This window comes from Arthrobacter sp. UNCCL28 (assembly GCF_900102805.1).
Classification (GTDB): domain Bacteria; phylum Actinomycetota; class Actinomycetes; order Actinomycetales; family Micrococcaceae; genus Arthrobacter; species Arthrobacter nicotinovorans_A.
In genome coordinates this window covers 55,089-79,164 of sequence record NZ_FMWE01000012.1, presented here as the reverse complement: position 1 = coordinate 79,164, position 24,076 = coordinate 55,089, and the positions used below count along the sequence as shown (strand labels likewise).

At 62.9% G+C, this 24,076-nt stretch carries 17 protein-coding genes; 7 read left to right on the top strand and 10 right to left on the bottom strand.

Features of this window, described 5'->3' with window-relative positions; genetic code table 11:
- On the bottom strand, positions 1-1,014 hold a 1,014-nt coding region (lipA, locus tag BLQ01_RS21070), incomplete at its 3' end, for a lipoyl synthase (protein ID WP_091554191.1).
- Positions 1,011-1,679, bottom strand: a complete 669-nt coding sequence (lipB, locus tag BLQ01_RS21065; RefSeq protein WP_091554188.1) for a lipoyl(octanoyl) transferase LipB — start codon at positions 1,677-1,679, stop codon at positions 1,011-1,013. The genes lipB and lipA, both read right to left, overlap by 4 nt.
- A gap of 150 nt (positions 1,680-1,829) precedes the next feature.
- Here lipB and BLQ01_RS21060 point away from each other — a divergent pair, with 150 nt between their 5' ends.
- Positions 1,830-3,638 carry a serine/threonine-protein kinase gene (locus tag BLQ01_RS21060; RefSeq protein ID WP_091554185.1) on the top strand — a complete coding sequence of 603 codons (1,809 nt, stop codon included), beginning with the start codon at positions 1,830-1,832 and terminating at the stop codon, positions 3,636-3,638.
- Between the two features lie 35 nt (positions 3,639-3,673).
- On the opposite strand, the gene BLQ01_RS21055 is transcribed toward BLQ01_RS21060, so the two are convergent.
- Positions 3,674-4,573, bottom strand: coding sequence for a TIGR01777 family oxidoreductase (locus tag BLQ01_RS21055; protein ID WP_091554183.1), 900 nt, complete (start codon positions 4,571-4,573; stop codon positions 3,674-3,676).
- An 85-nt stretch (positions 4,574-4,658) separates the two neighbouring features.
- Between BLQ01_RS21055 and BLQ01_RS21050 the strand changes: the two genes are divergently transcribed.
- Positions 4,659-8,162, top strand: a complete 3,504-nt coding sequence (locus tag BLQ01_RS21050; RefSeq protein ID WP_091554180.1) for a S41 family peptidase — start codon at positions 4,659-4,661, stop codon at positions 8,160-8,162.
- Between the two features lie 96 nt (positions 8,163-8,258).
- On the opposite strand, the gene BLQ01_RS21045 is transcribed toward BLQ01_RS21050, so the two are convergent.
- From BLQ01_RS21045 to BLQ01_RS21025, 5 genes are all read right to left on the bottom strand, one after another.
- Complete coding sequence (locus tag BLQ01_RS21045; RefSeq protein WP_026540283.1) at positions 8,259-8,687, bottom strand: OsmC family protein; 429 nt, start codon at positions 8,685-8,687, stop codon at positions 8,259-8,261.
- 135 nt (positions 8,688-8,822) lie between these two features.
- Entirely contained in the window at positions 8,823-9,176 is a 354-nt protein-coding gene (locus BLQ01_RS21040; protein ID WP_026546572.1) for a hypothetical protein, read from the bottom strand.
- Positions 9,177-9,306: 130 nt separating this feature from the next.
- Positions 9,307-11,064, bottom strand: coding sequence for a 2-oxoglutarate dehydrogenase, E2 component, dihydrolipoamide succinyltransferase (gene sucB, locus BLQ01_RS21035; protein ID WP_091554196.1), 1,758 nt, complete (start codon positions 11,062-11,064; stop codon positions 9,307-9,309).
- A 113-nt stretch (positions 11,065-11,177) separates the two neighbouring features.
- Complete coding sequence (gene lpdA, locus BLQ01_RS21030) at positions 11,178-12,560, bottom strand: dihydrolipoyl dehydrogenase (protein ID WP_026540286.1); 1,383 nt, start codon at positions 12,558-12,560, stop codon at positions 11,178-11,180.
- A gap of 294 nt (positions 12,561-12,854) precedes the next feature.
- Positions 12,855-14,378 (bottom strand): leucyl aminopeptidase, encoded by a 1,524-nt coding sequence (locus tag BLQ01_RS21025; RefSeq protein ID WP_091554178.1) that lies wholly within the window; start codon positions 14,376-14,378, stop codon positions 12,855-12,857.
- A 337-nt stretch (positions 14,379-14,715) separates the two neighbouring features.
- Here BLQ01_RS21025 and BLQ01_RS21020 point away from each other — a divergent pair, with 337 nt between their 5' ends.
- The 4 genes from BLQ01_RS21020 (at position 14,716) to BLQ01_RS21005 (ending at position 19,973) form a co-directional block, all read left to right on the top strand.
- Entirely contained in the window at positions 14,716-15,651 is a 936-nt protein-coding gene (locus tag BLQ01_RS21020; protein ID WP_026546574.1) for a proteasome assembly chaperone family protein, read from the top strand.
- A 37-nt stretch (positions 15,652-15,688) separates the two neighbouring features.
- The gene (locus tag BLQ01_RS21015) at positions 15,689-17,041 is read left to right on the top strand and encodes an MFS transporter (RefSeq protein WP_091554176.1); all 1,353 of its coding nucleotides are present in this window, start codon (positions 15,689-15,691) and stop codon (positions 17,039-17,041) included.
- 103 nt (positions 17,042-17,144) lie between these two features.
- Positions 17,145-18,404, top strand: a complete 1,260-nt coding sequence (locus tag BLQ01_RS21010; RefSeq protein ID WP_091554173.1) for a DUF4192 domain-containing protein — start codon at positions 17,145-17,147, stop codon at positions 18,402-18,404.
- A 258-nt stretch (positions 18,405-18,662) separates the two neighbouring features.
- Positions 18,663-19,973, top strand: a complete 1,311-nt coding sequence (locus tag BLQ01_RS21005) for an RNA polymerase sigma factor (RefSeq protein ID WP_026540291.1) — start codon at positions 18,663-18,665, stop codon at positions 19,971-19,973.
- 266 nt (positions 19,974-20,239) lie between these two features.
- On the opposite strand, the gene BLQ01_RS21000 is transcribed toward BLQ01_RS21005, so the two are convergent.
- Positions 20,240-20,461 carry a DUF7455 domain-containing protein gene (locus BLQ01_RS21000; protein ID WP_018778705.1) on the bottom strand — a complete coding sequence of 74 codons (222 nt, stop codon included), beginning with the start codon at positions 20,459-20,461 and terminating at the stop codon, positions 20,240-20,242.
- Between the two features lie 302 nt (positions 20,462-20,763).
- Between BLQ01_RS21000 and BLQ01_RS20995 the strand changes: the two genes are divergently transcribed.
- The gene (locus tag BLQ01_RS20995; protein ID WP_026540292.1) at positions 20,764-22,872 is read left to right on the top strand and encodes a DNA gyrase/topoisomerase IV subunit B; all 2,109 of its coding nucleotides are present in this window, start codon (positions 20,764-20,766) and stop codon (positions 22,870-22,872) included.
- On the opposite strand, the gene BLQ01_RS20990 is transcribed toward BLQ01_RS20995, so the two are convergent.
- On the bottom strand, positions 22,869-24,068 hold the full coding sequence (locus BLQ01_RS20990) for an MFS transporter (protein ID WP_091554172.1): 1,200 nt from the start codon (positions 24,066-24,068) through the stop codon (positions 22,869-22,871). The two genes, BLQ01_RS20995 and BLQ01_RS20990, sit on opposite strands and share 4 nt — an antisense overlap.
- Positions 24,069-24,076: the final 8 nt, after the last annotated feature.

Here is a 24,076-nt window from a genome sequence, read left to right as displayed (position 1 = left end):
GTGGGCGGCGAGGATGGTGGAGGCTTCCTGGCGGGTGGTGCCGGAGTCCTGGATGCCTTCTGCGATGTGGGCGAGTTCGGCGGGGATGTCCCGGCCTTTCTTCCGCATCGCGGTGGCCCACAAACGCCCGGCCCGGTACGAGGACCGCACCAACGGACCCGACATGACACCCAGGAAACCGATCTCCTCGGCCTCGTGCTGGAGGTCCACGAACTCCTGCGGCTTGACCCACCGGTCCACCGGCAAGTGCCGCTCGGACGGGCGCAGGTACTGGGTGATCGTGATCAAGTCACACCCGGCCTGGTGCAGGTCCCGCAGCGCCTCGGAAATTTCTTCGCGGGTCTCGCCCATGCCCAGGATCAGGTTGGACTTGGTCACCATACCCAGATCACGGCCCTGCGTGATGACATCCAGGGACCTTTCGTACCGGAACGCCGGACGGATCCGCTTGAAAATCCTCGGCACGGTCTCCACATTGTGCGCGAAGACCTCGGGCTTGGAATCACAGATCGCCGCGATGTGCTCAGGCTTGCCGGAGAAGTCCGGGATCAGCAATTCCACCCCGGTGCCGGGGTTCAGTTCGTGGATCTTCCGGACCGTTTCGGCGTACAGCCAGACGCCCTCATCGGCCAGGTCATCACGGGCCACTCCGGTCACCGTGGCGTAGCGCAGCTGCATGGCCTGGACGCTGCGGGCCACCTTGGTGGGTTCGAACATGTCCACCGGGGAGGGCTTGCCGGTATCGATCTGGCAGAAATCACAGCGCCGGGTGCACTCGGACCCGCCGATCAGGAACGTCGCTTCCTTGTCTTCCCAGCATTCAAAGATGTTCGGGCAGCCGGCCTCTTCACACACGGTGTGCAGGCCTTCCTTCTTCACCAGGTTCTTGAGCTGGACAAACTCAGGACCCATCTGGACCTTGGCCTTGATCCACTCAGGCTTACGTTCAACCGGGATTTGGGCGTTGCGGGCCTCGACGCGCAGCAACTTACGGCCTTCAGGTGCCAAGGTCACTGGAGTGCTCCTTCGTGGGTGGAAACGAGTGCTTCTTCATGCTTGCGGAATTCTTCCACGAAGCGGTCAACGATGTCGGATGGATTGATGGTCCGGCCGGCTTCCAGCGACATGGTGGAGACGCTGGCGTCAGTAATCCCGCAAGCAATGATCTGTTCGTAAGGGGACAGGTCGTTGCTGCAGTTGATGGCGACACCGTGCATGGTCACGCCATCGAGGACGCGGATGCCGATGGCGGCGATTTTGCGGTCCGGACCTTTGTCATCGGCAAGAATCCAGACACCGGCCCGGCCTTTGACGGTCACGGCGTTGATGCCATAGTCCGCCATCACCGCGATCATGGTGGCTTCGAGCCGCTCCACATAATCGCGGATACCGGCACGGTTCTTGAGTTTGAGGATGGGGTATGCGATCAGCTGCCCCGGACCATGCCACGTCAGCTTTCCGCCGCGGTCCACGGGGACAACGGGTGTCCCGTCAAAGGGCCGCTCGTGATCTTCGGTAAGTTTGCCGGCCGTGTAGACGGCAGCGTGCTCCAGGAGCAAAACGGTGCTGTTCTTCTCGCCCGCAACAACTTTGTTGTGGATCTCGCGCTGCAGGTCCCAGCCCTGCATGTAGTCAACGAAATCAGGGGCAAGACCCAGTTGTGAAAACTCAAGAGTCATGGGTTCAAGCTTAGACCCAGCAGGGGGCAGGCCATGATTTTGTGGCGAAGCTCTCAGTCGCATCCAGTGACGGTGGCGTTCAAGATGGCGGCAAGGGGGTGCCTGTGGATAACTTCTGCGGGAAAACCCGGATTCCGGTAGATCTTGTCTATGGAAACTCTGGATCCGCCCTCCGCCCGCATGCCGTCCGCCCCGGGTTATGAGACAACCCGATTCTTGGGCCGCGGCAGCACTTCGACTGTTTGGCTCCTCACCAGGAGCAGCGATGGTGCCCGATTTGCGATCAAGTGCGCCAACCCAGGCAGTCAATTGGTGCGACCCCGGGGGCTTGAGCAAGCGTCCCAAGAGGTGAGGCTCTTGTCGGCCCTGAAGCATCAGCACCTGGTTGGGGTTCATGGGGCAGTTTCGCTGGAAAGCGGCTCCGAAGGGACGCTGGGAATCGTCATGGACTACGCGGCTGGCGGCTCCCTGGCCAACCTGATGGCTGGGCGCGGAAAGCTGACTGTGGGGGAAGCCGTCACCATTCTGACCCCTCTCGCCCAGGTATTGGCCTACCTTCATGGACAGGGGATCGTACATGGTGACGTTGCGCCCGGGAACGTCCTCTTTACTGCCGAGGGGAAACCACTGCTTGCAGACCTCGGGATGGCCGCCGTGGTGGGCGGTTCCCCGCAGGATCCTTTGGTTGGAACGCCCGGTTTCTTGGATCCTGGCAGCCCTGGCAGTCCTGTTACTCCAGGGGCCGATGGGGAGATGGGCACAATGCGGGAACTCCAACCGCAGCTCGATGTCTACTCACTGGCCGCCCTCGGATGGTATTGCCTAACCGGTTCGGTCCCGGAAACCACGCAACTTCGTCCGCCGTTGTCTTTGGTGGTGCCGGATGTTCCGAAGTCGCTGGTGGCCGCATTGGAGGCTGCCCTGGATGTGAATCCGGTGCTGCGGCCAACAGCCAGGGAGCTGGCCATGGCCATTTTTCGAAGCGCGGCACCCGAGCCAGTGGACTTGTCCGGCGCCGTCCATCCTTCAGTGATTCCTGAACTGCTGACGCGGCGCCGGGCCTTGGAGCGGTCCGCGCGCCGTAAATCCCTGATACCCAGCCGGATCCGTTCGTGGCTCAGGTTCGTCCAACGTGGACCAAAGGGCGAAGTTCAGGCAAGGGGCCGCGGGCCCCGGATCGTAGGCGGTGGGTTCAGTCGCGGTTGGTTCAGCGGGGGGTGGCTCAGGGGCGGCAGGTTCAGAGGTGGCGCAGCCATCCTGGCCACCGGGCTGCTGCTCGGAAGCATGGGCTGGATTTTATGGTCGCACTACCCGCAGCAACGAAGTATGGAGTTGTCTGCGGAACCTCAACCAACAGAAACAGGAACTGGAAAGCGAACTGGAGCAGAAACAGGAACCGGAGCAGAAACAGGAACAGGAACCGGTGGTCCGGCCCCGGAGCCGGAAACCTCTGCATCCGCGGATCAGCCGGAAACGCTGCCGCAAGTACTGGCTGAAGGCCTCCACACCGAAGACCCGGCAATAGCCATAACCACGCTGTCATCCATCCGCGACATCGCACTCAGCCAAGGTCGGCTGGATTTGCTGGATTTGGTGAATGCGTCTGCATCACCCGCTGAAGCTTCCGACGGTCTGCTGGCGGACCACCTACGGGAATCGGGGTCAAAGTATGCCGGTTTCTCCACGTCGTTATCCATCCTGGAAGTGTCCGGGTCTGCGGAGTCGGGCCACGCAGCGGTCACGCTCACCGCTGCATCATCCGGCTATGAGGAACGCAACGCAGCCGGTGCCGTTGCCGGGTCACAGCCTTCCGGTCCGCCGCAGGAACTGAGCGTGCGTGTTGTACGGGAGGCCGGGCGCTGGTGGATTTGGGAGATCCTGGCCGTTGACTCCAGCCCGGCGGGCACCCTACCGGCAGCGCCCGTGCCCGCAGTTACCGGCCCCGCGGCCGGCGGCTAGCCCCGCAGCCGGCGGCTAGCGCGGCAGCCGCACATTCAGCGTGCTTTGTCTTTCGTCAGCCACGCCATGGCGTCGGAGAGCGAGGGGTGCTGCCACTGGAAACCGGCCTCCGACAACCGGGCGGGTTCCATCTTCTGGTTGGCCAAAACCAGTTCATCCGCAAGCCGTCCCAAGACCAGGCGCAGGGCGGGGCCGGGGACGCGGAAGAAGGCTGGCCGGTGGTAAGCCTTGGCCAGCGCGCCCACGATCGTGTTGACATCCGCGCTCTCCGGGGCGCAAACGTTAACCGGGCCTTCGAGCTCGGAGGCCAGGAGAAATGCCAGTGCGCTCACCTCGTCGGCCAACGTGATCCAGGGCCAATACTGCCGACCGCTTCCGAACGGCCCGCCCAGCCCAACCTTGAGCAGCGGGAGGAGCGGGCCCAATGCGCCGCCGGAGGTGCTGAGCACAACGCCTGTCCTGGGGGTTACTACCCTCACACCCTGTGGTGCTGTCCGGGCTGTTCGTTCCCACTCGACACACAAACTCCCCAGTACGCCAAAGCCCGGACCAGAATCCTCGGTCAAGAGGCCATCCCGGGAGGCGCCGTAGTAACCGGACGCCGACTGGCTGATGAAGGTAGCGGGCGGAGTGCCGAGGCGTCCCATGGCAGCGGTCAGGGTCCTGGTGGCCTGGAGTCTTGAATCCCGGAGGACCTGGATCCGGTTTTTGGTCCAGGGGCGGTCCCCGATTCCGGCTCCTGAAAGGTTGATGACTGCCTCCGCCGTGTCCAGGACGGCTTCGTCAAGGTGTCCGGCAGCCGGATCCCATGTCCATTCACGAGGGCCCTTGGCCGGCCTCCGCACCAACCGTATGACCTCGTGGCCGTGGCCGGTCAAGTGCTCCGCTAGAGCTGTCCCTATCATTCCCGACGCGCCGGACATCACAATTCTCATGACCCATCTCACCATGGGAAACGTGTGCGGTGGAAACGCCTGTCGGTGCGGCGGAGCGTGGGCGCCTCTTGACTATGATCGAACAATGACCTCCTCCAGCTACCTCCGTTTCCCGCATGTGCACGGCGATCTGGTCACTTTCGTGGCCGAAGACGACGTTTGGGTCGCACCCCTTTCCGGTGGGCGCGCCTGGCGGGTTTCTTCCCAGCAACTGCCGGCCAGAAACCCCCGGTTCACCCCCGACGGAACGCGACTCGTGTGGACGGTGATCGTGGGCACCTCTCCTGAGGTGGTGACGGCGGACGTCGACGGCGGCGGTTACAGGCAGCTGACGTACTTCGGCCACAGCACCACGAAAGTCAAGGGTTTCACGCCGAAGGGCAACGTAGTGGTGACCAGCGCCTTCCAGCAAGCGGAAAGCCGCCACACGCATGCCTACAGCCTGCCGCTGGACGGGGGTGCCGCCGTCGAACTTCCCTTTGGTCCCGTTGAGGCAGTTGCCTTTGGTCCTGAAATCGGCGACGAGAAGCCGGTTGTGGTTTCCAGCGTCCTTTCGCGTGAGCCGGCATGGTGGAAGCGGTACCGGGGCGGTACTGCCGGCAAGCTGTGGATCGATGCGGACGGCAACGGCGAATTCGAGCGCCTCTTGCCGCAGCTCGACGGCAACCTCACCGACCCCATGTGGATCAAGGGACGGATCGCGTTCCTTTCGGACCACGAAGGGTACGGTAACCTCTACTCCGCACTTCCGGATGGTTCAGGCTTGCGCCGCCACACCGATCACGAGGACTTCTACGTCAGGCACGCCAGCACGGACGGCGACCGGGTCATCTTCGAATCGGCCGGCGAGTTGTGGTTGCTTCCCTCACTTGAGGCTGACGCAGAGGCAAGCAAGCTGGACATCACCCTGGGCTCGGCTTCACCGGCACGCCGTCCTGCACCGCTGAAGGTCGCCGCGCACCTTGGCGATGTCGTTCCAAATGCTTCAGGCACGGCCAGTGCCGTGGAATCGCACGGCACCCTGCACTGGCTCCGGCACAAGGACGGCCCCTCCCGTGTAGTGGAAGCGACACCGGGAGTGCGCGCCCGCCTGCCGCGTCCGCTCACAGACGGCCGGATCGCCTACGTCGCTGACCATGGGGCGGTCGAAGCCCTGTACATCAAGCGCATCGCATCGCGCTTGTCGGCAGTCGTGGATGTTCCCGAAGCAGTTGTTTCTTCGCCGGCGCCGGTCAATGTAGCGGATCCCTTGCCCAAACCGGTATCCGCGTCCAATGTGTTGGGGCAGGGGAATGCTCCTGCTCAAGCACCAGTGCCTGGCGCGCCGGCAGATGGCAGGCAGTCCGACGGCCTGCCGGCCGAGCCCTCTGCTGACACCGTGAGCTCCACGGACGCACCACCAGCTCCTGATACGTCCGAAGACGGCGTCGAGGTGCGGATTGATTTCCCTTCGCCCACGCGCACGAGCGCTGTGGAAGCCAGCCCGGACGGACGATGGCTGGCAGTGGGAACCTCCTTCGGTGACGTCTATGTCGCTGATACTTCGCAGGGCACGTTGACCCAAGTTGTCAGCGTGGGCGAGGGAAGCATTGAACAACTGGCTTGGTCCAGCGACTCCCAATGGCTTGCCTGGTCCGAGCCAGTGACGGCCTTCGGTTCTCGAAGCAAGCTCCGTATCACCCGCCCGGCTCACACCGAAACAGGCATCATTGACGTGACGGATGGCCGGTTCTGCGACGAATCGCCGAGGTTCACCCCTGACGGGAAGTTCCTCGCCTTCCTGTCGAACCGCAGCTTCGACCCCGTCTACGACGGCCACTCCTTTGATCTGTCGTTCCCGAGTCCCATTAAGCCCTACCTGGTCGCCTTGGCTGCAGACACCCCTTCACCCTTCGGCCCGTCCGTCGACACGCTTGAGGATGTCCCGGCCTCCTCGGTAAAGTCCGACGACGGCGGCGCACCTGCCGTGCGCGTCGACCCTGAGGGCCTTGCCCACCGCGTCATCACTGTGCCCGTACCTCAAGGGAACTACTCGCAGCTGGCCGTGGCGGATGGTGCCCTGCTATGGCTCGATACGGAGCTAACCGGTGTCACCGGCGAAGGGAAGGGAACGCCCTCGGACAAGAAGACAGCGCCGGCACTGGTGCGCTATGACCTCGCCAAGCGCAAAAAGAGTACTTTGGTTACCGCCGTGGACAGCTACAGGTTGTCCGGCGATCTCAAGCGTGTTGTGTACATCCTGGACCAGCAGGTCACCTCTGTGCCGTCCGACGCCAAGGTGGACGAGGAGTCCGGAGACCTGGTGAAAGTGGAACTGAACAGGGTCAGGGTGATCCTGGACCCCGTTGCTGCTTGGGGACAGGCCTTTGAGGAAGCGTGGCGGCTCCAGCGGGACTTCTTCTGGACCGCAGACATGGCAGGCCAGGATTGGGATTCCGTCTACAAACGGTACCGCCCGATAGTGGACCGGCTCGGGTCCCACGACGACTTGGTGGACCTGCTGTGGGAGATTCACGGTGAGCTTGGTACATCCCACGCCTACGTCAAGCCGGCCCTCGTCACCGAGCCCGGCCGGAACGGCCAAGGGCGCCTGGGGGCTGAGCTTCACTTCGGCACCAAGGGTTGGGAGATCACGCGGATTCTCGCGGGGGAGTCCTCGGACCCGCTGGCCACGTCGCCCTTGACCCGGCCCGGTGCGGACGCGAAGGCCGGTGACGTCCTCCTGGCGATTGACGGCGTCGAACTTTCAGCGGCTTTGACGCCGGCCATGCAGTTGGTGGGAGCGGCCGGCCGGACAGTGGAGTTGACCCTGTTGAACGGGGAAGGACATGGCGAAGCCGCCGGCACGCAGCGCCGTGTGGCAGTGGTTCCTGTCCGTGATGAAGAACGGCTCCGGTACCAGGACTGGGTCCGGGCGAACCGCCGCACTGTGCGCGAAGCCTCGGACGGAAAGTTCGGCTACTTGCACGTCCCTGACATGATGGCCAATGGCTGGGCCCAGCTTCACCGCGACCTGGATACTGAAACCGCCCTGGACGGGCTCATCGTGGACGTACGGCGTAATCGTGGAGGGCATACCTCCCAGCTGGTAGCCGAGCTCATCGGCCGCAAGGTCACCGGCTGGAGCATGCCACGTGGCGAGAAGCCCCGAACGTACCCCGATCATGCACCGCGGGGTCCGGTGATCATTCTGGCCGACGAATTTGCCGGATCTGATGGCGACATCATCACCCAGGTATCCAAGCTCAGGGGCATTGGACCGGTGATCGGTACGCGAACCTGGGGAGGCGTCGTGGGCATCGACAACCGCTTCGCCCTGGCCGACGGTACCGGGGTGACACAGCCCAGATACGCTACTTGGTTCAGCGGCGGAATTGGCTGGGATGTGGAAAACCGGGGCGTGGAGCCGGATATCGAAGTACTCTTCCCCCCGCACGCCTATGCGGCCGGCTCGGATCCGCAGCTGGAGTACGGTATTGGCGCACTCAAGGAAATGATCCAGGAACTGCCAACCGACAGGCCCCCACTCCGTGAGGGGTACCGAAAGCTCCGTCCGGAGCCGTTGCCCGCGCGGCCCCGGAAGGGCTGAAGCAGCGGTGACGAGACAGAAGAGCCCGCCGGCTTCCTGCAGGAAGCCGGCGGGCTCTTCTTGTGAAACCTTGGTGCTTTTAAGCACCTGGTGATGCTAGGCCGTCAGCGTGGCATCCAAGGTGATCTCAATGCTGGCCAGTGCGCCTGAAACAGGGCAGCCGGTCTTCGCGTCCTCGGAGATGCGGCGGAAGTCCTCTTCGGAAAGGCCAGGAACCTTGGCGGTCATGGTCAGGTGGCTGCCGGTGATTCCAGTGCCGGGAACGAACGTGACGTCGGCCTTGGTGTTTACTTCTTCAGCTGTGAATCCTTCGCCCGCGAGGGCGTGGCTGAAAGCCATGGAGAAGCAGGCGGAGTGCGCCGCTGCGATCAGTTCTTCGGGGCTGGTCTTGCCGCCGGACTGTTCGGTACGTGCCTTCCAGGTGACATCGAATGTTCCCAGGCCTGAGCTGTCCAGCGTCGTGTTGCCGGCGCCTTCGATCAGGTTGCCGTTCCAAACCGTGTGTGCGGTGCGTGTTGCTGCCATGTCCACTCCTTGGTGTCGTTGTGAGTCGGCAACCAGCCTGAGGCGGGTGCCACCGGTTCCCATCCTAGGGATTTGCCCGCGCGACCGCACGGACATTCCGCTGACAGTGGATTGTGACCCGGAGCTGCCGAAGCCTCAGTTCCAGAGAGTCGCGATGGCGATGTTCACCAAGGCCAGGCCGCCCACGCCATGGGCCAGGCCAGTGGAAACAGGTTCGCCCTTCTTGACCTTCCGGGAGCCGATAACGGCCAGGACAGCGACGGCCACGCCAATGGCGAACTTGACCCCGAGCTTGAAATAGTTGGGATCGGCGTCAGGGAGCAACGGGAACAACCCCATCATGGCGATGCCGGTCAGGAGCTGGAGAAAAGCACCATCGCGCTGGCGGGGGTGGACGGTGGGCTCTTTGATGGTGGCGATCCAGTAGCCCACGATCATGGCTGCGCCGACGATGTGCAAGAACACCAGAATGCTGAAGAGAATACTCATGGCTTCAGCCTATCGAGTTGCTTCTACGTCCCGTAGCAAAGCCACGCGGGGTGGGTAAAGCAAAGGGGCAGGTCACCGGTTTCCCGGTAACCTGCCCCTTGATGCCAAGGGCTGGCCCTGGCGCTGAACCCTAGAGGCCGAGGTCGGCTTCGAAAGCACCTTCCTCAAGGCGGGCCTTGAGGGTCTGCAGGAAGCGGCCGGCGTCTGCGCCGTCCACCAAACGGTGGTCGTACGTCAGGGAGAGGTACATCATGGAACGGATGGCGATCGAGTCGTCACCATTCTCATCGGCTACAACCACAGCGCGCTTGACGATCGCGCCGGTGCCGAGAATACCTACCTGCGGCTGGTTGATGATCGGGGTGTCGAACAGTGCGCCAACAGAACCGATGTTGGTGATGCTGAACGTACCGCCGGACAGTTCGTCCGGGCCGATCTTGCCGTCGCGGGTGCGGCCTGCGACATCAGCGATCTTACCGGCGAGGCCGGCAAGATTGAGGTTGCCGGCGTCGGAGATGACCGGAACCAAAAGGCCCTTGTCGGTGTCAACGGCAATCGCCAGGTGCTCGGCGTTGTGGTAGGTGATTTCCTGCTTGGATTCGTCGTAGGCAGCGTTCAGCTTGGGGTGCTGCTTCAGGGCTTCAGCAACAGCCTTTGCGATGAACGGCAGGAAGGTGAGCTTGACGCCGTTCTGGGCCAGGAACTGGTTCTTGGCCTTCAGCCGCAGCTTGGCGATCTTGGTCATGTCGACCTCGTGCACCTGCGTCAGCTGGGTGGAGACCTCAAGGGACTCGCGCATGCGGCGGGCGATAACCTGGCGGATACGCGGTGCCTTCTCCGTGGTGCCGCGGAGGGAGGATGCGACCACCGGAGCAGCGGCCTTGGCGGCCGGAGCTGCCGCGGGAGCCGATGCTGCGGGAGCTGCGGCAGCCTGCTTGGCTTCGGCGGCGGCAATGACATCCTGCTTGCGGATACGGCCACCGACGCCGGTGCCGGAGACGGATGCGATGTCCACACCGTGCTGGTTGGCGAGCTTGCGGACCAGGGGAGTGACGTAGCCGGATTCCGAGGAACCTTCACTGGCCGGGGCCGAAGCGGGTGCAGGTGCTGCTGCGGGGGCCGGGGCCGGGGCCGGGGCAGCTGCAGGAGCCGGAGCAGCTGCGGGTGCCGGGGCGGCGGCAGGAGCCGGTGCTGCGGGGGCCGGAGCGGGGGCAGCCGGTGCTTCTGCAGCGGGTGCTGCAGGTGCGGGAGCGGCGGCCGGTGCAGCGGCGCCGGAACCGATGACGGCCAGGACAGAGCCAACCTCGGCAGTCTCATCCTCGTTGACGCGGATCTCCTGCAGCGTTCCTGCAACCGGTGACGGGATTTCGGTGTCGACCTTGTCGGTGGAGACCTCCAGGAGGGGCTCGTCGACCTCCACGGTGTCGCCTACAGCCTTGAGCCAGCGGGTAACGGTGCCTTCGGTGACGCTCTCGCCCAGGGCGGGAAGGGTTACTTCGTGGCCTTCGCCGGAGCCGGCGGCCTGAGCGGCCGGAGCTTCCTCTGCTGAAGGAGCAGCCGGAGCCTCCTGGGCCGGTGCAGCCTCCGCGGCCGGAGCAGCGGGTGCTTCCTCGGCCGGTGCAGCCTCCGTAGCAGCAGCGCCAGAGCCGGAGCCGTCGCCGATGCGTACCAAGGGGGCGCCAACTTCAGCCGTCTCGTCTTCGGCGACGAGGATTTCTTCGATGACGCCAGAGATCGGAGAAGGGATTTCAGTGTCTACTTTGTCGGTTGAAACCTCGAGCAGCGGCTCGTCGATCTCTACCCGGTCACCAACCTGCTTGAGCCAGCGGGTGACGGTTCCTTCGGTGACACTCTCACCGAGGGCGGGCAAGTTAACGGATTCAGACATGTCGTCCCCGTTCTCCTTATTGATCTTTGTGCGGATGAATTCTGCTGGTCCGGGCCGGGTGCATCCGGCAGATTCCGCTGCATGCACCCGACCCGTTTGTCTTGGGTAAAGACTTAGCCGTGGAGCGGCTTGCCCGCGAGGGCGAGGTGGGCTTCGCCCAGTGCTTCGTTCTGGGTGGGGTGGGCGTGGACCAGCTGGGCCACGTCCTCCGGGTAGGCTTCCCAGTTCACGATCAGCTGGGCTTCGCCGATCTGCTCGCCGATGCGGGAGCCGATCATGTGAATACCCACCACGGGGCCGTCCTTCTGGCGAACGAGTTTGACGATGCCGCCGGTGCCGAGGATGGAGCTCTTGCCGTTTCCGGCGAGGTTGTACTCCTGCGTCTGCACCTGGTCGTCGCCGAACTTCTCCTTGGCGGCCTTTTCGGTGTAGCCAACCGTGGCAATTTCAGGTTCGCAGTACGTGACCTTGGGGATGTTGATGTCCTCGACGATCGCCGGGTTCAGGCCGGCGATTTCTTCGGCAACAAAGATGCCCTGCTGGTAGCCGCGGTGTGCGAGCTGGACACCGGGGACGATGTCGCCCACGGCGTAGATGTTGCCGACACCGGTGTGGAGGCGTTCGTTGGTGATGACGAATCCACGGTCAATGGTGATGCCGGCTTCTTCGTAGCCCAGGTTGGCAGTGACAGGGCCACGGCCAACAGCTACGAGCAGGAGATCGGCTTCAAACGTCTGGCCGTCAACAAGGGTGACCTTCACGCCGTCGTCGTTCTGCTCGACGCCCTGGAAGAAGATGCCGGTGGTGAACTTGATGCCGCGCTTCTTGAAGGCACGCTCAAGGTTCTTCACGATCGAGGCGTCCTCGTTGGGAACCAGGGAGGGGAGGCCTTCGATGATGGTGACGTCCACGCCGAACGACTTCCAGACAGAAGCGAATTCAACGCCGATGACGCCGCCGCCAAGGACGATCGCGCTCTTGGGGATGTAGTCCATGGTCAGTGCTTGGTCGGAAGTGATGACCTTGCCGCCGATTTCCAGGCCAGGCAGTGAACGGGAGTAGGAACCCGTGGCCAGGACAATGTTCTTGCCCGTGTAGGAGGTGCCGTTCACAACGACGGTGTTGTTGCCCTGGAGCTTGCCTTCACCCTCGATGACGGTGATGCCCTTGGACTTGATGAGTCCCTGGAGGCCCTTGTACTTGCCGGCAATGATGCCGTCCTTGTAGGCGTTCACGGCCGGCATGTCGATGCTGTCCAGCGTGACGTTCACACCATACTTGGCCGAATCCCGCGCGTGGTCGGCCAATTCGGCCGAGTGCAGGAGTGCCTTGGTGGGGATACAACCGTTGTGCAGGCAGGTTCCGCCGAGCTTTGCCTTTTCCACAAGGCCAACGGTGAACCCAAGCTGTACGGCCCGCAGGGCAGTGGCGTAGCCGCCGCTGCCGCCACCGAGTACCAGGATGTCGAATTCTTGCGCAGTTGCCTGATCGGCCACTAAAACGCTCCCTCGCGTGAATGATGACACGGGACTGCGTGCCATCTGGTCTTTGGAACTTGTTCTGCCGTGATTATGCCAGCACCTAAGTTCTCTTGCATTTGTGACTATCGAGTTCACCTTAGCGAACCACCTACCCATGCTCCACCCTCTGCGGGTGTTTGTGGAGCGCTTGTGTCGAGACTCACGTTCCCTTGTGACACAGCGCTACACCCCGCATAATTCCGGGGTTGTGCAGGCCTTGCGGGTGTGCCCGCAAGGCCTGCACCGCCCGGGTGGGCAGGGGCGTGGTGCTTAGGCGGAAACTGCGAGGAGATCCTCGGCATAGGCAACCAAGGTGCGGACGGTGCATCCGGTTCCTTGCTTGGGGGTGTAGCCGTACGGGCTGCCGTTGTTGAACGACGGACCTGCAATGTCGACGTGCGCCCACGGGATCTGCCGGCCGTCGCCGTTCTTGCCGACGAATTCCCGCAGGAAGACAGCGGCGGTCATCATGCCGCCGTTGCGCTCACCGATGTTGGCGAGGTCTGCAACCTGGGAGTCCAGGCTTGGGCGCAGTTCTTCGGGAAGGGGCATCGGCCAGACCAGCTCGCCTGCCCTATCAGCTGCCGACTTCAAAGCTGCAGTGACGGAGTCCTCGCCCATGACGCCGGCGGTGCGCAATCCAAGGGCAATCAGCTGTGCGCCGGTCAGCGTGGCAACGTCAATGATGGCGTCCGGCTTCTCCATGCTGGCAGCGACGAGTCCATCGGCCATGACCAAGCGGCCTTCGGCGTCGGTGTTAAGGACCTCCACGGTCTTGCCGCCGTAGATGGTGAAGACGTCCGCGGGCCGTGCCGCAGCACCCGAGGGCATGTTCTCCGCAATGCACAGCCAAGCGGTCGCCTTGATGTCCAGGCCCAGGGAAGCGATGGCCAGGACAGTATTAAGCACGACGGCGGCGCCGGCCATATCGCTCTTCATGTCACCCATGCCGAGGGCCGGCTTGATGGAAATGCCGCCGGTGTCGAAGGTAATGCCCTTGCCTACAAGGGCAATCTTCTTTGAGGCCTTGGCCGGCGCGTATTCGACCTTCACCAGGCGGGGTTGACGGGTTGAACCCTTACCGACGCCAAGGATGCCGCCAAAGCCTTCCTTTTCGAGGCGCTTTTCATCCCAGACGGTGACCTTGACGGGCAGGCCTTTGGCGAGTTCCTTGGCGGACTCGGCAAAGGACTCCGGGTAGAGGTGGCTGGGGGGCTGGTTGACCAGGGTCCGGGTGGCATTGACAGCGCGGGCCACAATACCGGCGCGGTCCAAGGCCGGCTGCGCTTCCTTGGGGTCGACGTCGGAGAAAATAAGGGCCTTGGCTACGGGCGCTTTGAGCCCGTCCTTGCTGGAACGGTGCTCCGTATAGGAGTAGGCGCCCAAGGCTGCACCCTCGGCGATTGCCGCAACGTCGGCAACGCCGGTGGTCGGGAATGCCAAGGTTACCGACGCGACGCCGGCCAGCTGGCGGACGGCAGAGCCTGCGGCGCGACGCAGGGACTCTTGGGGAAGGCTGCCGGATTCCGGCATTTTGCCAACGCCGGCGAGGACCAGGATGCCCGAGCCGGTTTCAGGAAGGCCGGGAAGCCGGTGGGCCTGATCCGCGGCACCCGTGATCCCCAGCAGCTTCAGAGAGCCCGCGATGGACTCGGCTGCCTTCGCGCTGAGCGGGTTCGGGAGCAGCTCTGGCCCGTCCGCCCCTTGCGCAACTCCGATCACTAGTGCGTCGCTGGGGGACTTTTTCAGGTCCTTGGCGATGATGCCCAGGATGATGTCAGTAGTCTTGACCACGAGGATGTTGCCTCACTTCTCTCTGCATTGCATGGCTGGGCCGCATGTTTGGCGGCCTGCCCCGGTACGCGTCCGACGTCCTCTTCCGACGCCGGCCTTGGTCTTCAGGGGCCAGCGTCGCTGGTGGAAACCGACCCTTTTCGATCGTAGTCTCTTGTGCGCTGCGGACAGCAATTAAATGAGAGCTGCGGCACATCCGGTGCAGGAATGCCCGTTGGAGGTGCAGCGTTGTATGGATTAATGGAATCCCGCAGCCACCCCTTAAGGCCCCGTTGGTGCCGTGTGGCCGGCACCCCCGGGACTTTCCCCTACTTTGTCATTGCGAAAGGAACACGCCGTGTTTGAACGGATATCCGGCTCCCTCCTGGACCCCGCATCGCTTTACGCGCGCAACATCGAGACCTTCTACAGCCCTGAACTTCGCGGGCTGAACATGGTTATGGGATTTACCGGCTTCGCCGACGCCGGCCAGGTGGTTCGACAGATCAACGGTGAACTGCTGGAAGAGCTCGACGCCGAGGTCGTGGCGATGTTCGACGCCGACCAACTGATTGACTACCGTTCGCGCCGTCCCCACATCAGTTTCGTGGAAGACCATGTGCAGGACTACCAGGCTCCGAAGCTGGGGCTGTACAAGTTGACCGACGGACTCGGCCAGCCGTTCCTGTTGTTGGCCGGTTTTGAGCCGGACCTTCAGTGGGAGCGTTTCTCGCGGGCCGTCGTCGGGATCGTCGAGGAGCTTGACGTCAACCTGGTCACCTGGATCCATTCCATTCCCATGCCTGTCCCGCACACGCGGCCCGTGGGAGTGACTGTCCATGGCAACCGCCCCGACCTCATCGAAGGTATTTCCAGCTGGAAGCCCACTGTCGATGTTCCCGCCGCAATCGGCCACATCCTTGAACTCCGGTTGACGGAGGCTGAACGGAATGTTGCAGGGTATGTCATCCACGTTCCGCACTACTTATCCGAAGCGGAGTATCCGCCGGCGGCCGTAGCGGGCCTGGAGTACCTGGGCGCGGCGACGTCCCTGATGTTGCCCACTGACCGGCTTCGCGAAGCCGGTCGTGAAGTAGGCCGCCAGATCGCCGAGCAAATCCAGGCCTCGGAAGAAGTGCAAGCCGTGGTCGCCAATTTGGAGACGCGGTACGACGAAAAATCCGAGGGCGTGGTCCGCCGGTCGCTGCTGGCGGACGAGAATGACGAACTGCCCAACGCCGAGGACATCGGCGCGGCTGTCGAAGCCTACCTGGCCCGTAAAGACGCGCCTTAATAAATCAGGTTTAGACGGCACCGGGCATAATTAAGGGGTGAATGCACCCCGCGCCTGGCTTATCTGGACGATTGGCGTGTTCGCCTACCTCGTGGCGGTGGCCCAACGCACGTCCTTCGGTGTGGCGGGCTTGGAAGCCACTGAGCGGTTCCATGCCAGTGCTGCGGCCATCTCGTTTTTCACCGTGCTTCAGCTCCTGGTCTATGCAGGGCTGCAGATCCCGGTGGGCGTCCTCGTGGACAGATTTGGATCGCGGGCCATGATCGCCGGGGGAGCAGTACTGATGGGGCTTGGCCAGCTGCAGCTGGCATTCGCGGACAGTGTGCCCGGCGGTGTGCTGGGCCGCGTCCTGGTGGGGGCCGGCGACGCCATGACCTTCATCTCGGTCATCCGCCTCGTGCCACTGTGGTTCGCTCCGGCCAAAGTCCCTCTGGTCACCCAGCTCACCGGAATGTGCGGACAGTTGGGGCAGCTCTTCAGCGTAGTTCCGTTCGCTCTCCTGCTGCACAGCGCAGGGTGGACTCCAGCTTTCCTGACCCTGGCCGCCATGTCTGTGCTGGCAGTCGTGCTGGTTCTGGCCATGCTGCGGGACGCCCCTCCAGGGCATCCTCCCAAGGAGTCCGGCCAAGGCCTGAGAGCCACCGGGATCTCCCTGTCACGGGCGTGGAAACAGCCAGGCACACGGCTGGGCTTGTGGAGCCACTTCACCGTCCAATTCAGCGGAAACCTCTTCGCCATGACCTGGGGCTACCCGTTCCTGCTCTCGGCCCAAGGCCTGGATGCCGGAACGGTTTCGGCCTTGATGGCCCTGTTCGTGGCTACCGCGATCATCGCCGGTCCTGGCTTTGGCCGTTTCGTCTCCAGGCACCCGATGCGGCGATCAGCGATGGTCCTCCTGATTACCTTGGCAACCACCCTGGCCTGGGCTGCGGTGCTCCTCTTGCCGGAGAGGGCTCCACTGTGGATGCTGGTGGTCCTGGTGGTGGTGCTGGCCGTTGGGGGTCCGGGGTCCATGATTGGTTTCGACTTTGCCCGGACCTTCAACCCCTCACACCGGATCGGTACGGCAACCGGAATAGTGAACGTCGGTGGCTTCATTGCTGCCTTGGTGGCGATCTATCTCATCGGCCTCGTGCTGGACCTGCTCAATGCCAGCGGCTTCTCGGGCGGCGATTTGTATGGTTTGGCGCCGTTCCGCATCGCCCTGAGCGTGCAGTTCCTGCTCCTTGGCCTGGGGACGGTCCTCATCCTGGTCACGCGGCGCAAAGTCCGGCGGCAGATGGCTGCCCAGGGTATTCACGTGCAGCCACTGGTGGTTGCCTTGGCAAGGCAACGCCGTGAGCGGGTGGAACGACGACGCGCCGGGCGTTCCAATGCCACAGAGGACTGATGGCGGCGAGGGGATTCCACGACGCGGCAACTATGTGAGTGGCTTTTCCACATAGCCTCGGTTTGGCCTGTTTTGAGTCCCAGGGAGTGCGCAGGCTGGATGCATGACCACCAAACGAACCCTGACCATCCACAGGCCCGAAGACATCCTCGGCTATATCCCGCATCTGCTCGGCTACTGGCCCGAAGAGAGCTTGGTGGCCATCACCATGCAAGGCAAGCTCCTGGGAGCCACGCTGCGGGTGGATCTGCCGGTCCGTCGCTCGCCCCGTGCGCTCGCCGGTTTCGCCGAACAGATCCGTCATTACCTGGTGGCGGACGAAGCCGCAAACGGCGTGGTGCTGGCGCTCTACTCCGATGCCGGCTGGGCCGATGGCACCGTAGTCCAGCAGTCGATGCCGCTGATCGAGGTCCTGCAGGCCTTCCTCGACGAAGCAGACCTGACGGTGCGGGACGCGTGGCTGATCGGCAGCAATTACTGGCGTAGTGCCTTCTGTACCGACGAAAGCTGCTGCCCTGATCCCGGGCTTCCGGTTGACCGCATCAAAGACAGCCAACTAAGTGCCGAGCTCGTGTACCAGGGGAGCGCTGTCGGTCCGGCGCCCAACACTGGGTTGCGCCAGCCCTCTACCGGCGCCGCGATCCCGCTTGATCCGTTAGTACTGGAAGCAGAATCCCGGTTTGAAGGGCAAATCCTTGGGATGTGGCGCAGTGAGCGTTCCCTGGAGTCCGTCCTTACGGTCTGGCACCACGTCCTCACCAGGGCTGAACATGGCGATCCTTTGAAGGCCGCCACTGATGCGAAACTCATGGGATTCCTCAGGACCACGCTGAAAGTGCCGGCATGGCGGGATGCGGTGGTGGTGATGGCTGCCGCAGGTATGAATTCCGCCAAATCCGGGGCCGGGGCTTTTGGTCTGTTCAGTGATGAAGACCCCCATGAGCAGGGGTTCGACGTAGGCGACCTTGGCCTTCCGGACGGGGAATCCATCCCGGCGGCCGCTGTGTTCCCTGGCGATGGTGAACCGGGGGACGTCTTCACTTATGGTGATGTCCTGCTGGGAATGCGCCCGGACAGGCCCTGCTGGAGCCGCGTTGATGCCTTGCACCAGGTTCTTGCCCGGCTGTGCGTGGACGGCGAATCCGGTGAGGTGGCCGCCGCAGCTTTCACGCTTCAGGGGTGGATATCGTGGTGCAAGGGCAGCGGTTCAATCGCCCACGCTTTCCTGGTCCGGGCTGAAGCTGCCTTCCCTGGGTATCGGCTGGCTGAACTGTTGATGGAAGTCCTGGGCCAGGGCACTGTTTGTCGTTGGGCCAGCCGGCCGGGCTCGGCATGGCGGGGACCCAGGCAGGCCCATGTCTAGGCGGTCCGGGCGGATGCGCTGGGAATTGAACAGGCGTGGGTTTGGCAAAACCGTGAGACAATGGATGCCGAGACCCGGTTGGGTCCGCGTTTGAATGCCTGCTTTGGCCCGGAAACGGGAACAAAACAGCGTTGTCGGGAGTTCTATCAACAGACTCTGCAGACCGCGATCGCATTTGAAATTGATCGCGGACTTGACAGGGTCATAGTGGTGTTGCCCGTATGGTGATTCCACAGACCGCCGCTAGAAAGGTTTTCTGTGACTCCGTCTTCCGTCGAGAAGGAACCCGCCGCCCAGGCCGAATTGACCGCTGATGAAAAGAAGGCGGCCACGTCGGCAAAGCGCGCGGCCACACGCGCTGCCAACAAGGCCTCAGAGGGTGACTCTGACAAGCCCGCTCCCAAGAAGCGTGGACCCAAGCCCGGCGCGAAGGCCGCCGCTGAGGCTGCGAACAAGTCCGGCTCCGACTCCGAGGAAGCCACTGCCGAGGATGAGGACTTTGATCCCGCGGCAGCGGAAGAAGTCGAAGTCGGTGAAGATGACGCCGAGGAAGGCGCAGTTGCCGCCAAGGACAAGCCGGCTCCTTCGGGCTCGGGTTTTGTCTACTCGGACGCTGACGACGACGACGCTCCGGTCCAGCAGGTCATGTCTGCAGGCGCAACCGCCGACCCCGTCAAGGACTACCTGAAGCAAATCGGCAAGGTCGCCCTGCTGAACGCTGAACAGGAAGTGGACCTCGCTCTTCGTATCGAAGCCGGCCTTTTTGCCGAGGAAAAGATCAACGCTGACGACGGATCCATGGATCCCAAGCTCAAGCGTGAACTCGAATTCGTCATCCACGATGGCAAGCGCGCCAAGAACCACCTGCTCGAGGCCAACCTGCGCCTCGTTGTTTCCTTGGCCAAGCGTTACACCGGTCGTGGCATGCTCTTCCTGGACCTGATCCAGGAAGGAAACCTCGGCCTTATCCGCGCGGTGGAGAAGTTCGACTACACCAAGGGCTTCAAGTTCTCCACGTATGCCACGTGGTGGATCCGCCAGGCGATCACCCGTGCAATGGCCGACCAAGCCCGCACCATCCGTATCCCGGTGCACATGGTGGAAGTCATCAACAAGCTGGCCCGTGTGCAGCGGCAAATGCTGCAGGACCTCGGCCGTGAACCAACGCCGGAAGAACTGGCGCTTGAGCTGGACATGACCCCTGAGAAGGTTGTCGAGGTCCAGAAATACGGACGCGAGCCCATTTCGCTCCACACTCCTCTGGGCGAGGATGGCGACTCCGAGTTCGGCGACCTGATTGAAGATTCAGAAGCCGTAGTTCCGGCAGACGCTGTCAGCTTCACCCTCCTGCAGGAGCAGCTCCACTCCGTGCTGGACACTCTGTCCGAGCGCGAAGCCGGAGTTGTGGCCATGCGCTTCGGTCTGACAGACGGCCAGCCGAAGACTTTAGACGAAATCGGCAAAGTCTACGGAGTGACGCGCGAGCGTATCCGCCAGATCGAATCGAAGACCATGTCCAAGCTGCGGCACCCGTCGCGCTCACAGGTCCTCCGGGACTACCTGGACTAAATTGGTCCGGACTCCAAAAAGCGGCCCCAGTCGGACATCCGGCTGGGGCCGCTTTTTGGTCGATCGCTTTTTGTATCAGCAACCCGGCCCATCAGCCCGTCATCCAGGATGGACCGGGAACGCAGGATGAGCACTGCGGCCTCTGGTGGGCATCCTGAGGGCCCGCGCTAAGACAACAAGGCCCCTCCCAGATGGGAGGAGCCTTGTTGTTTTGCTCAATGCAATACTCGGTGAAGAGGGGAGGCCGGCTGTGCGGTCTGCCCTGCTTAGTCGACGGGGACGGGTGCCTTCTCGTTGAGGCGCTCGGTCTCATCGTGCCAGTCCGAAGTCATGGGCCGGAGCGTAGCTTCAACTGCACGTGCGTGGTGGCCGCAGAAAAGCAGCTCACCCCCGGAGGACTCGAGTACAACGCGGACATATGCTTGGGCTCCGCAACGATCGCACCGGTCAGCTGCGTTTAGCGTGCGGTCTGCAACTGCTGTTGTCATGTCGGCCTCCTTAGTAGTTCTGTACATCCATATAACCAGCATTCGACGCAGATCCATGGCAAGGATGGGTCACTTTCGCTGTCCGCGTATCACATGTGCGTAACGTAACCTTGCAGCTTGGGTCGAACCGGGAGTGGCATCCGCTGACAACGGGCGGTCCGGACTACCCTAGTATGGGCAGGGTTTGCCTTGATTTGCCGTCAAAATGCCGGCTGGGAAGTTCCCCTGCTTTCACACTGCCTTCAGCAATGAATGCGCACCCTGGATACACCCTGAGATATACCCGAAGGAGCACACCGCGAGTGGCACCGAGTTCTGAATACAACGCCCGGCACCTGTCTGTCCTTGAGGGCCTGGAAGCCGTTCGCAAGCGCCCGGGCATGTATATCGGTTCCACCGACTCCCGCGGTCTCATGCACTGCCTGTGGGAGATCATCGACAACGCCGTTGATGAAGCGTTGGCGGGCTTCGGCCACGACATCAAAGTGATCCTGCATGCGGACAACTCGGTGGAAATCCATGACGACGGACGAGGCATCCCCGTGGATGTCGAACCCAAGACCGGCCTGTCCGGCGTCGAGGTGGTCTTCACCAAGTTGCACGCGGGCGGTAAGTTCGGTGGCGGGTCCTATACGGCATCCGGCGGTCTGCACGGGGTTGGCGCCTCGGTGGTCAACGCTTTGTCGAGCCGCCTTGACGTGCAGGTGGACAGGGGCAGCAAGACCTACCAAATGTCCTTCCGCAGAGGCGAGCCCGGCCGGTTCGTGGATTCCGGTTCCAAGCCTGGTCCCGACGCGCCCTTTGAGCCGTTCGTTGAAAACTCCGTGCTTGACGTGGTGGGCAAGGCCAAGCGCGGTGTGACAGGCACCCGCGTCCGCTACTGGGCGGACCGGCAGATTTTCACACCCGATGCGAAGTTCTCCTACGACGACCTCGCTGCGAGGGCGCGTCAGACCTCCTTCCTTGTGCCAGGGCTCAAGATCACGGTCCGCGATGAGCGCAAGCTCGCCGGAACTCCTGGCGAGAATGGTGCTCACGAGGAAGTGTTCCACCATGATGGCGGCATCTCGGAATTCGTCGAGTTCCTCGCTGCAGATTCCGGAGTGACAGATGTCTGGCGGCTCCATGGCTCCGGAAAATTCAAGGAGACTGTCCCCGTGCTCGATGAGAACGGGCATAGCAAGATCGCCGAAGTCGAACGCGATTGCGAGGTGGACATCGCCCTGCGCTGGGGTATCGGCTACGAGACCACTATGCGCAGCTTCGTCAACATCATCGCCACGCCCAAGGGCGGCACGCACCAGTCAGGCTTCGAAGCGGCCCTGCTGAAGACCTTCCGCAAGGCCGTGGAAACGAATGCCCGCAAGCTCAAAGCCGGCAACGACAAGATCGAGAAGGATGACATCCTCGCCGGGCTCACGGCTGTCCTGACCGTCCGTTTGGCGGAGCCGCAATTCGAAGGCCAGACGAAAGAGATCCTGGGCACGTCTGCGGTACGGGCCATTGTTGCCAAGGTGGTGGAGAAGGAGATCACCGGCCGGTTGAATTCGGCCAACCGCAACGACAAAGCCCAGTCGGCTCTCCTGCTGGAGAAGATGGTCAGCGAGATGAAGTCACGCATCTCGGCGAGGGTCCACAAGGAAACGCAGCGACGCAAGAATGCGTTGGAAACCTCCTCAATGCCCACCAAGCTGGCAGATTGCCGCACCGATGATGTAGCCCGTTCTGAGTTGTTCATTGTGGAGGGTGACTCTGCTTTGGGGACAGCGAAACTCGCCAGGTCGTCGGATTTCCAGGCCTTGTTGCCTATTCGGGGCAAAATCCTGAACGTCCAAAAGGCTTCTGTAGGTGACATGCTCTCGAACGCCGAGTGCGCGGCCCTGATTCAGGTAGTTGGAGCAGGTTCTGGCCGCAGTTTCGATATTGAGGCAGCCCGCTACGGCAAAGTCATCCTCATGACCGATGCCGACGTGGACGGTGCCCATATCCGGACCCTGTTGCTCACACTGTTTTTCCGTTACATGCGCCCCATGGTGGAAGAGGGACGTGTCTTTGCCGCGGTTCCGCCGCTGCACCGTGTGGAAGTAATCAACCCTGGCCAGAAGGCCAACGAGATGATCTATACCTACTCGGAGGCGGAGCTCCACGTTCTCCTTGCCAAACTCGCCAAGGAAGGCAAGCGCTACAAGGAGCCTATCCAGCGCTACAAGGGCCTGGGTGAAATGGATGCGCAGCAACTGGCTGAGACCACCATGGACCCGCGGCACCGGACGCTGCGGAAGGTTGGCATTGAGAGTGCCCAGCGCGCGGAAGAGGTTTTTGACCTTCTGATGGGCTCAGATGTGGCCCCGCGCAAGGAGTTCATCATTGCAGGTGCCGCCACACTGGACCGGGAGCGCATCGACGCTTAGTCTGCGCAGGGCGGAGCCGTCGTTTCATTGGCTCCGGCTCCGGGCGCCGCGAATGCCGTGAGCCCCACCAGCAGGGCCAAGGTTCCCAATCCCCAGGGGAGCCCGGCTGTTACAGCGATTCCGCCCACCAGCAAGGGGCCGCCGGCGTCACCGAGTTCCCGACCCAGCTCGGCCGAGCCCATGGTGCGGCCCAACCGTTCGGAGGGGGTCGAATCGGCCAGGTGTGCAAATGCCAAGGGGGTGGCGACGCCTATTCCTGCGCCGATCAGGACGGCGGCACAATAGATCCAGGCCGCTCCGGGGAGGAGCCCTGCCATCAGCGTGCCCCCGGCAATGAAGAGAAGGCCTGACACCATGCCTGGCTTGTCGCCGAGCCGGCCTTGGTCCCGCAGCTTTCCAATGCGTGGTTGGATCAGCGAGGACGCCAGTGCCAGTACCGTCACCACTGCCACACTGCCCGCTGTACCAAGGCCCGCGCGCGCCGCCAGGGCGGGTAGGAAGCCGACGGCGGCACCGAGGGCTCCGGTGGCTGCGGCCAGGACCAGCGTAGGGCCAAGGAATGATCGCTCTGTGCTCTGACGCCATACGTCCACGATGGTGTAGCGGGGGCGGGGCAAGGGGGCCAGGTGGGGGACTCTTGCCGCAGCCCAAACGGCAACAACAAGGCCAAGAACCGAAAGGACCGCGAACAGGAGCGTGAAGCCTCCGCTGATGATGGCAACAGCCCCAATCAGTGGCCCCGCCGCGTACCCGAGCCCCTTCCACGAACCATAGCGTCCGAAATAGCGTCCCGTGCTTTTTCCGGAGAGGCGGGCCACGCCTGCAGAGGAGGCCGGGGAGAAAGCCGACGCCGCCATGCCTTGGCCCAGTCGGGCCGCGGCCAGCAAGGCAGGCTCATCCGCCCACAAACCGAGCAGTGACGCAGCGGAAAATGCCAACAGCCCGCCCACAATCACGGGTTTTGGTCCGATGCGGTCACTCAAGGCTCCGAACACCGGCTTTAGGAATACCTCGGCTATGTCGTAGAGGGCCAGGAGGAACCCCAAGGTCAGCAGGCTCATGCCGATGTCCGCGCTTTCGGCCCCCAGCCCCGCTGCGACAGCGTGGGCGCCGAAGGCGGTGGTGAATCCTGCCGCGTAGAGGGGCCAGCGTTGTGCGGCATGCGCGGGCACAGGGGTCACATCAGTGGGTTTCACGCTTCACA

Excerpts from the sequence above, each read along its gene's own strand:
- BLQ01_RS21040 (WP_026546572.1), bottom strand. The coding sequence starts at position 9,176 with ATGAGTATTCTCTTCAGCATTCTGGTGTTCTTGCACATCGTCGGCGCA.
- BLQ01_RS21045 (WP_026540283.1), bottom strand. The coding sequence starts at position 8,687 with ATGGCAGCAACACGCACCGCACACACGGTTTGGAACGGCAACCTGATC.
- BLQ01_RS21050 (WP_091554180.1), top strand. The coding sequence starts at position 4,659 with ATGACCTCCTCCAGCTACCTCCGTTTCCCGCATGTGCACGGCGATCTG.
- BLQ01_RS21060 (WP_091554185.1), top strand. The coding sequence starts at position 1,830 with ATGGAAACTCTGGATCCGCCCTCCGCCCGCATGCCGTCCGCCCCGGGT.
- BLQ01_RS21000 (WP_018778705.1), bottom strand. The coding sequence starts at position 20,461 with ATGACAACAGCAGTTGCAGACCGCACGCTAAACGCAGCTGACCGGTGC.
- BLQ01_RS21010 (WP_091554173.1), top strand. The coding sequence starts at position 17,145 with ATGACCACCAAACGAACCCTGACCATCCACAGGCCCGAAGACATCCTC.
- lipB (WP_091554188.1), bottom strand. The coding sequence starts at position 1,679 with ATGACTCTTGAGTTTTCACAACTGGGTCTTGCCCCTGATTTCGTTGAC.
- BLQ01_RS21055 (WP_091554183.1), bottom strand. The coding sequence starts at position 4,573 with ATGAGAATTGTGATGTCCGGCGCGTCGGGAATGATAGGGACAGCTCTA.
- sucB (WP_091554196.1), bottom strand. The coding sequence starts at position 11,064 with ATGTCTGAATCCGTTAACTTGCCCGCCCTCGGTGAGAGTGTCACCGAA.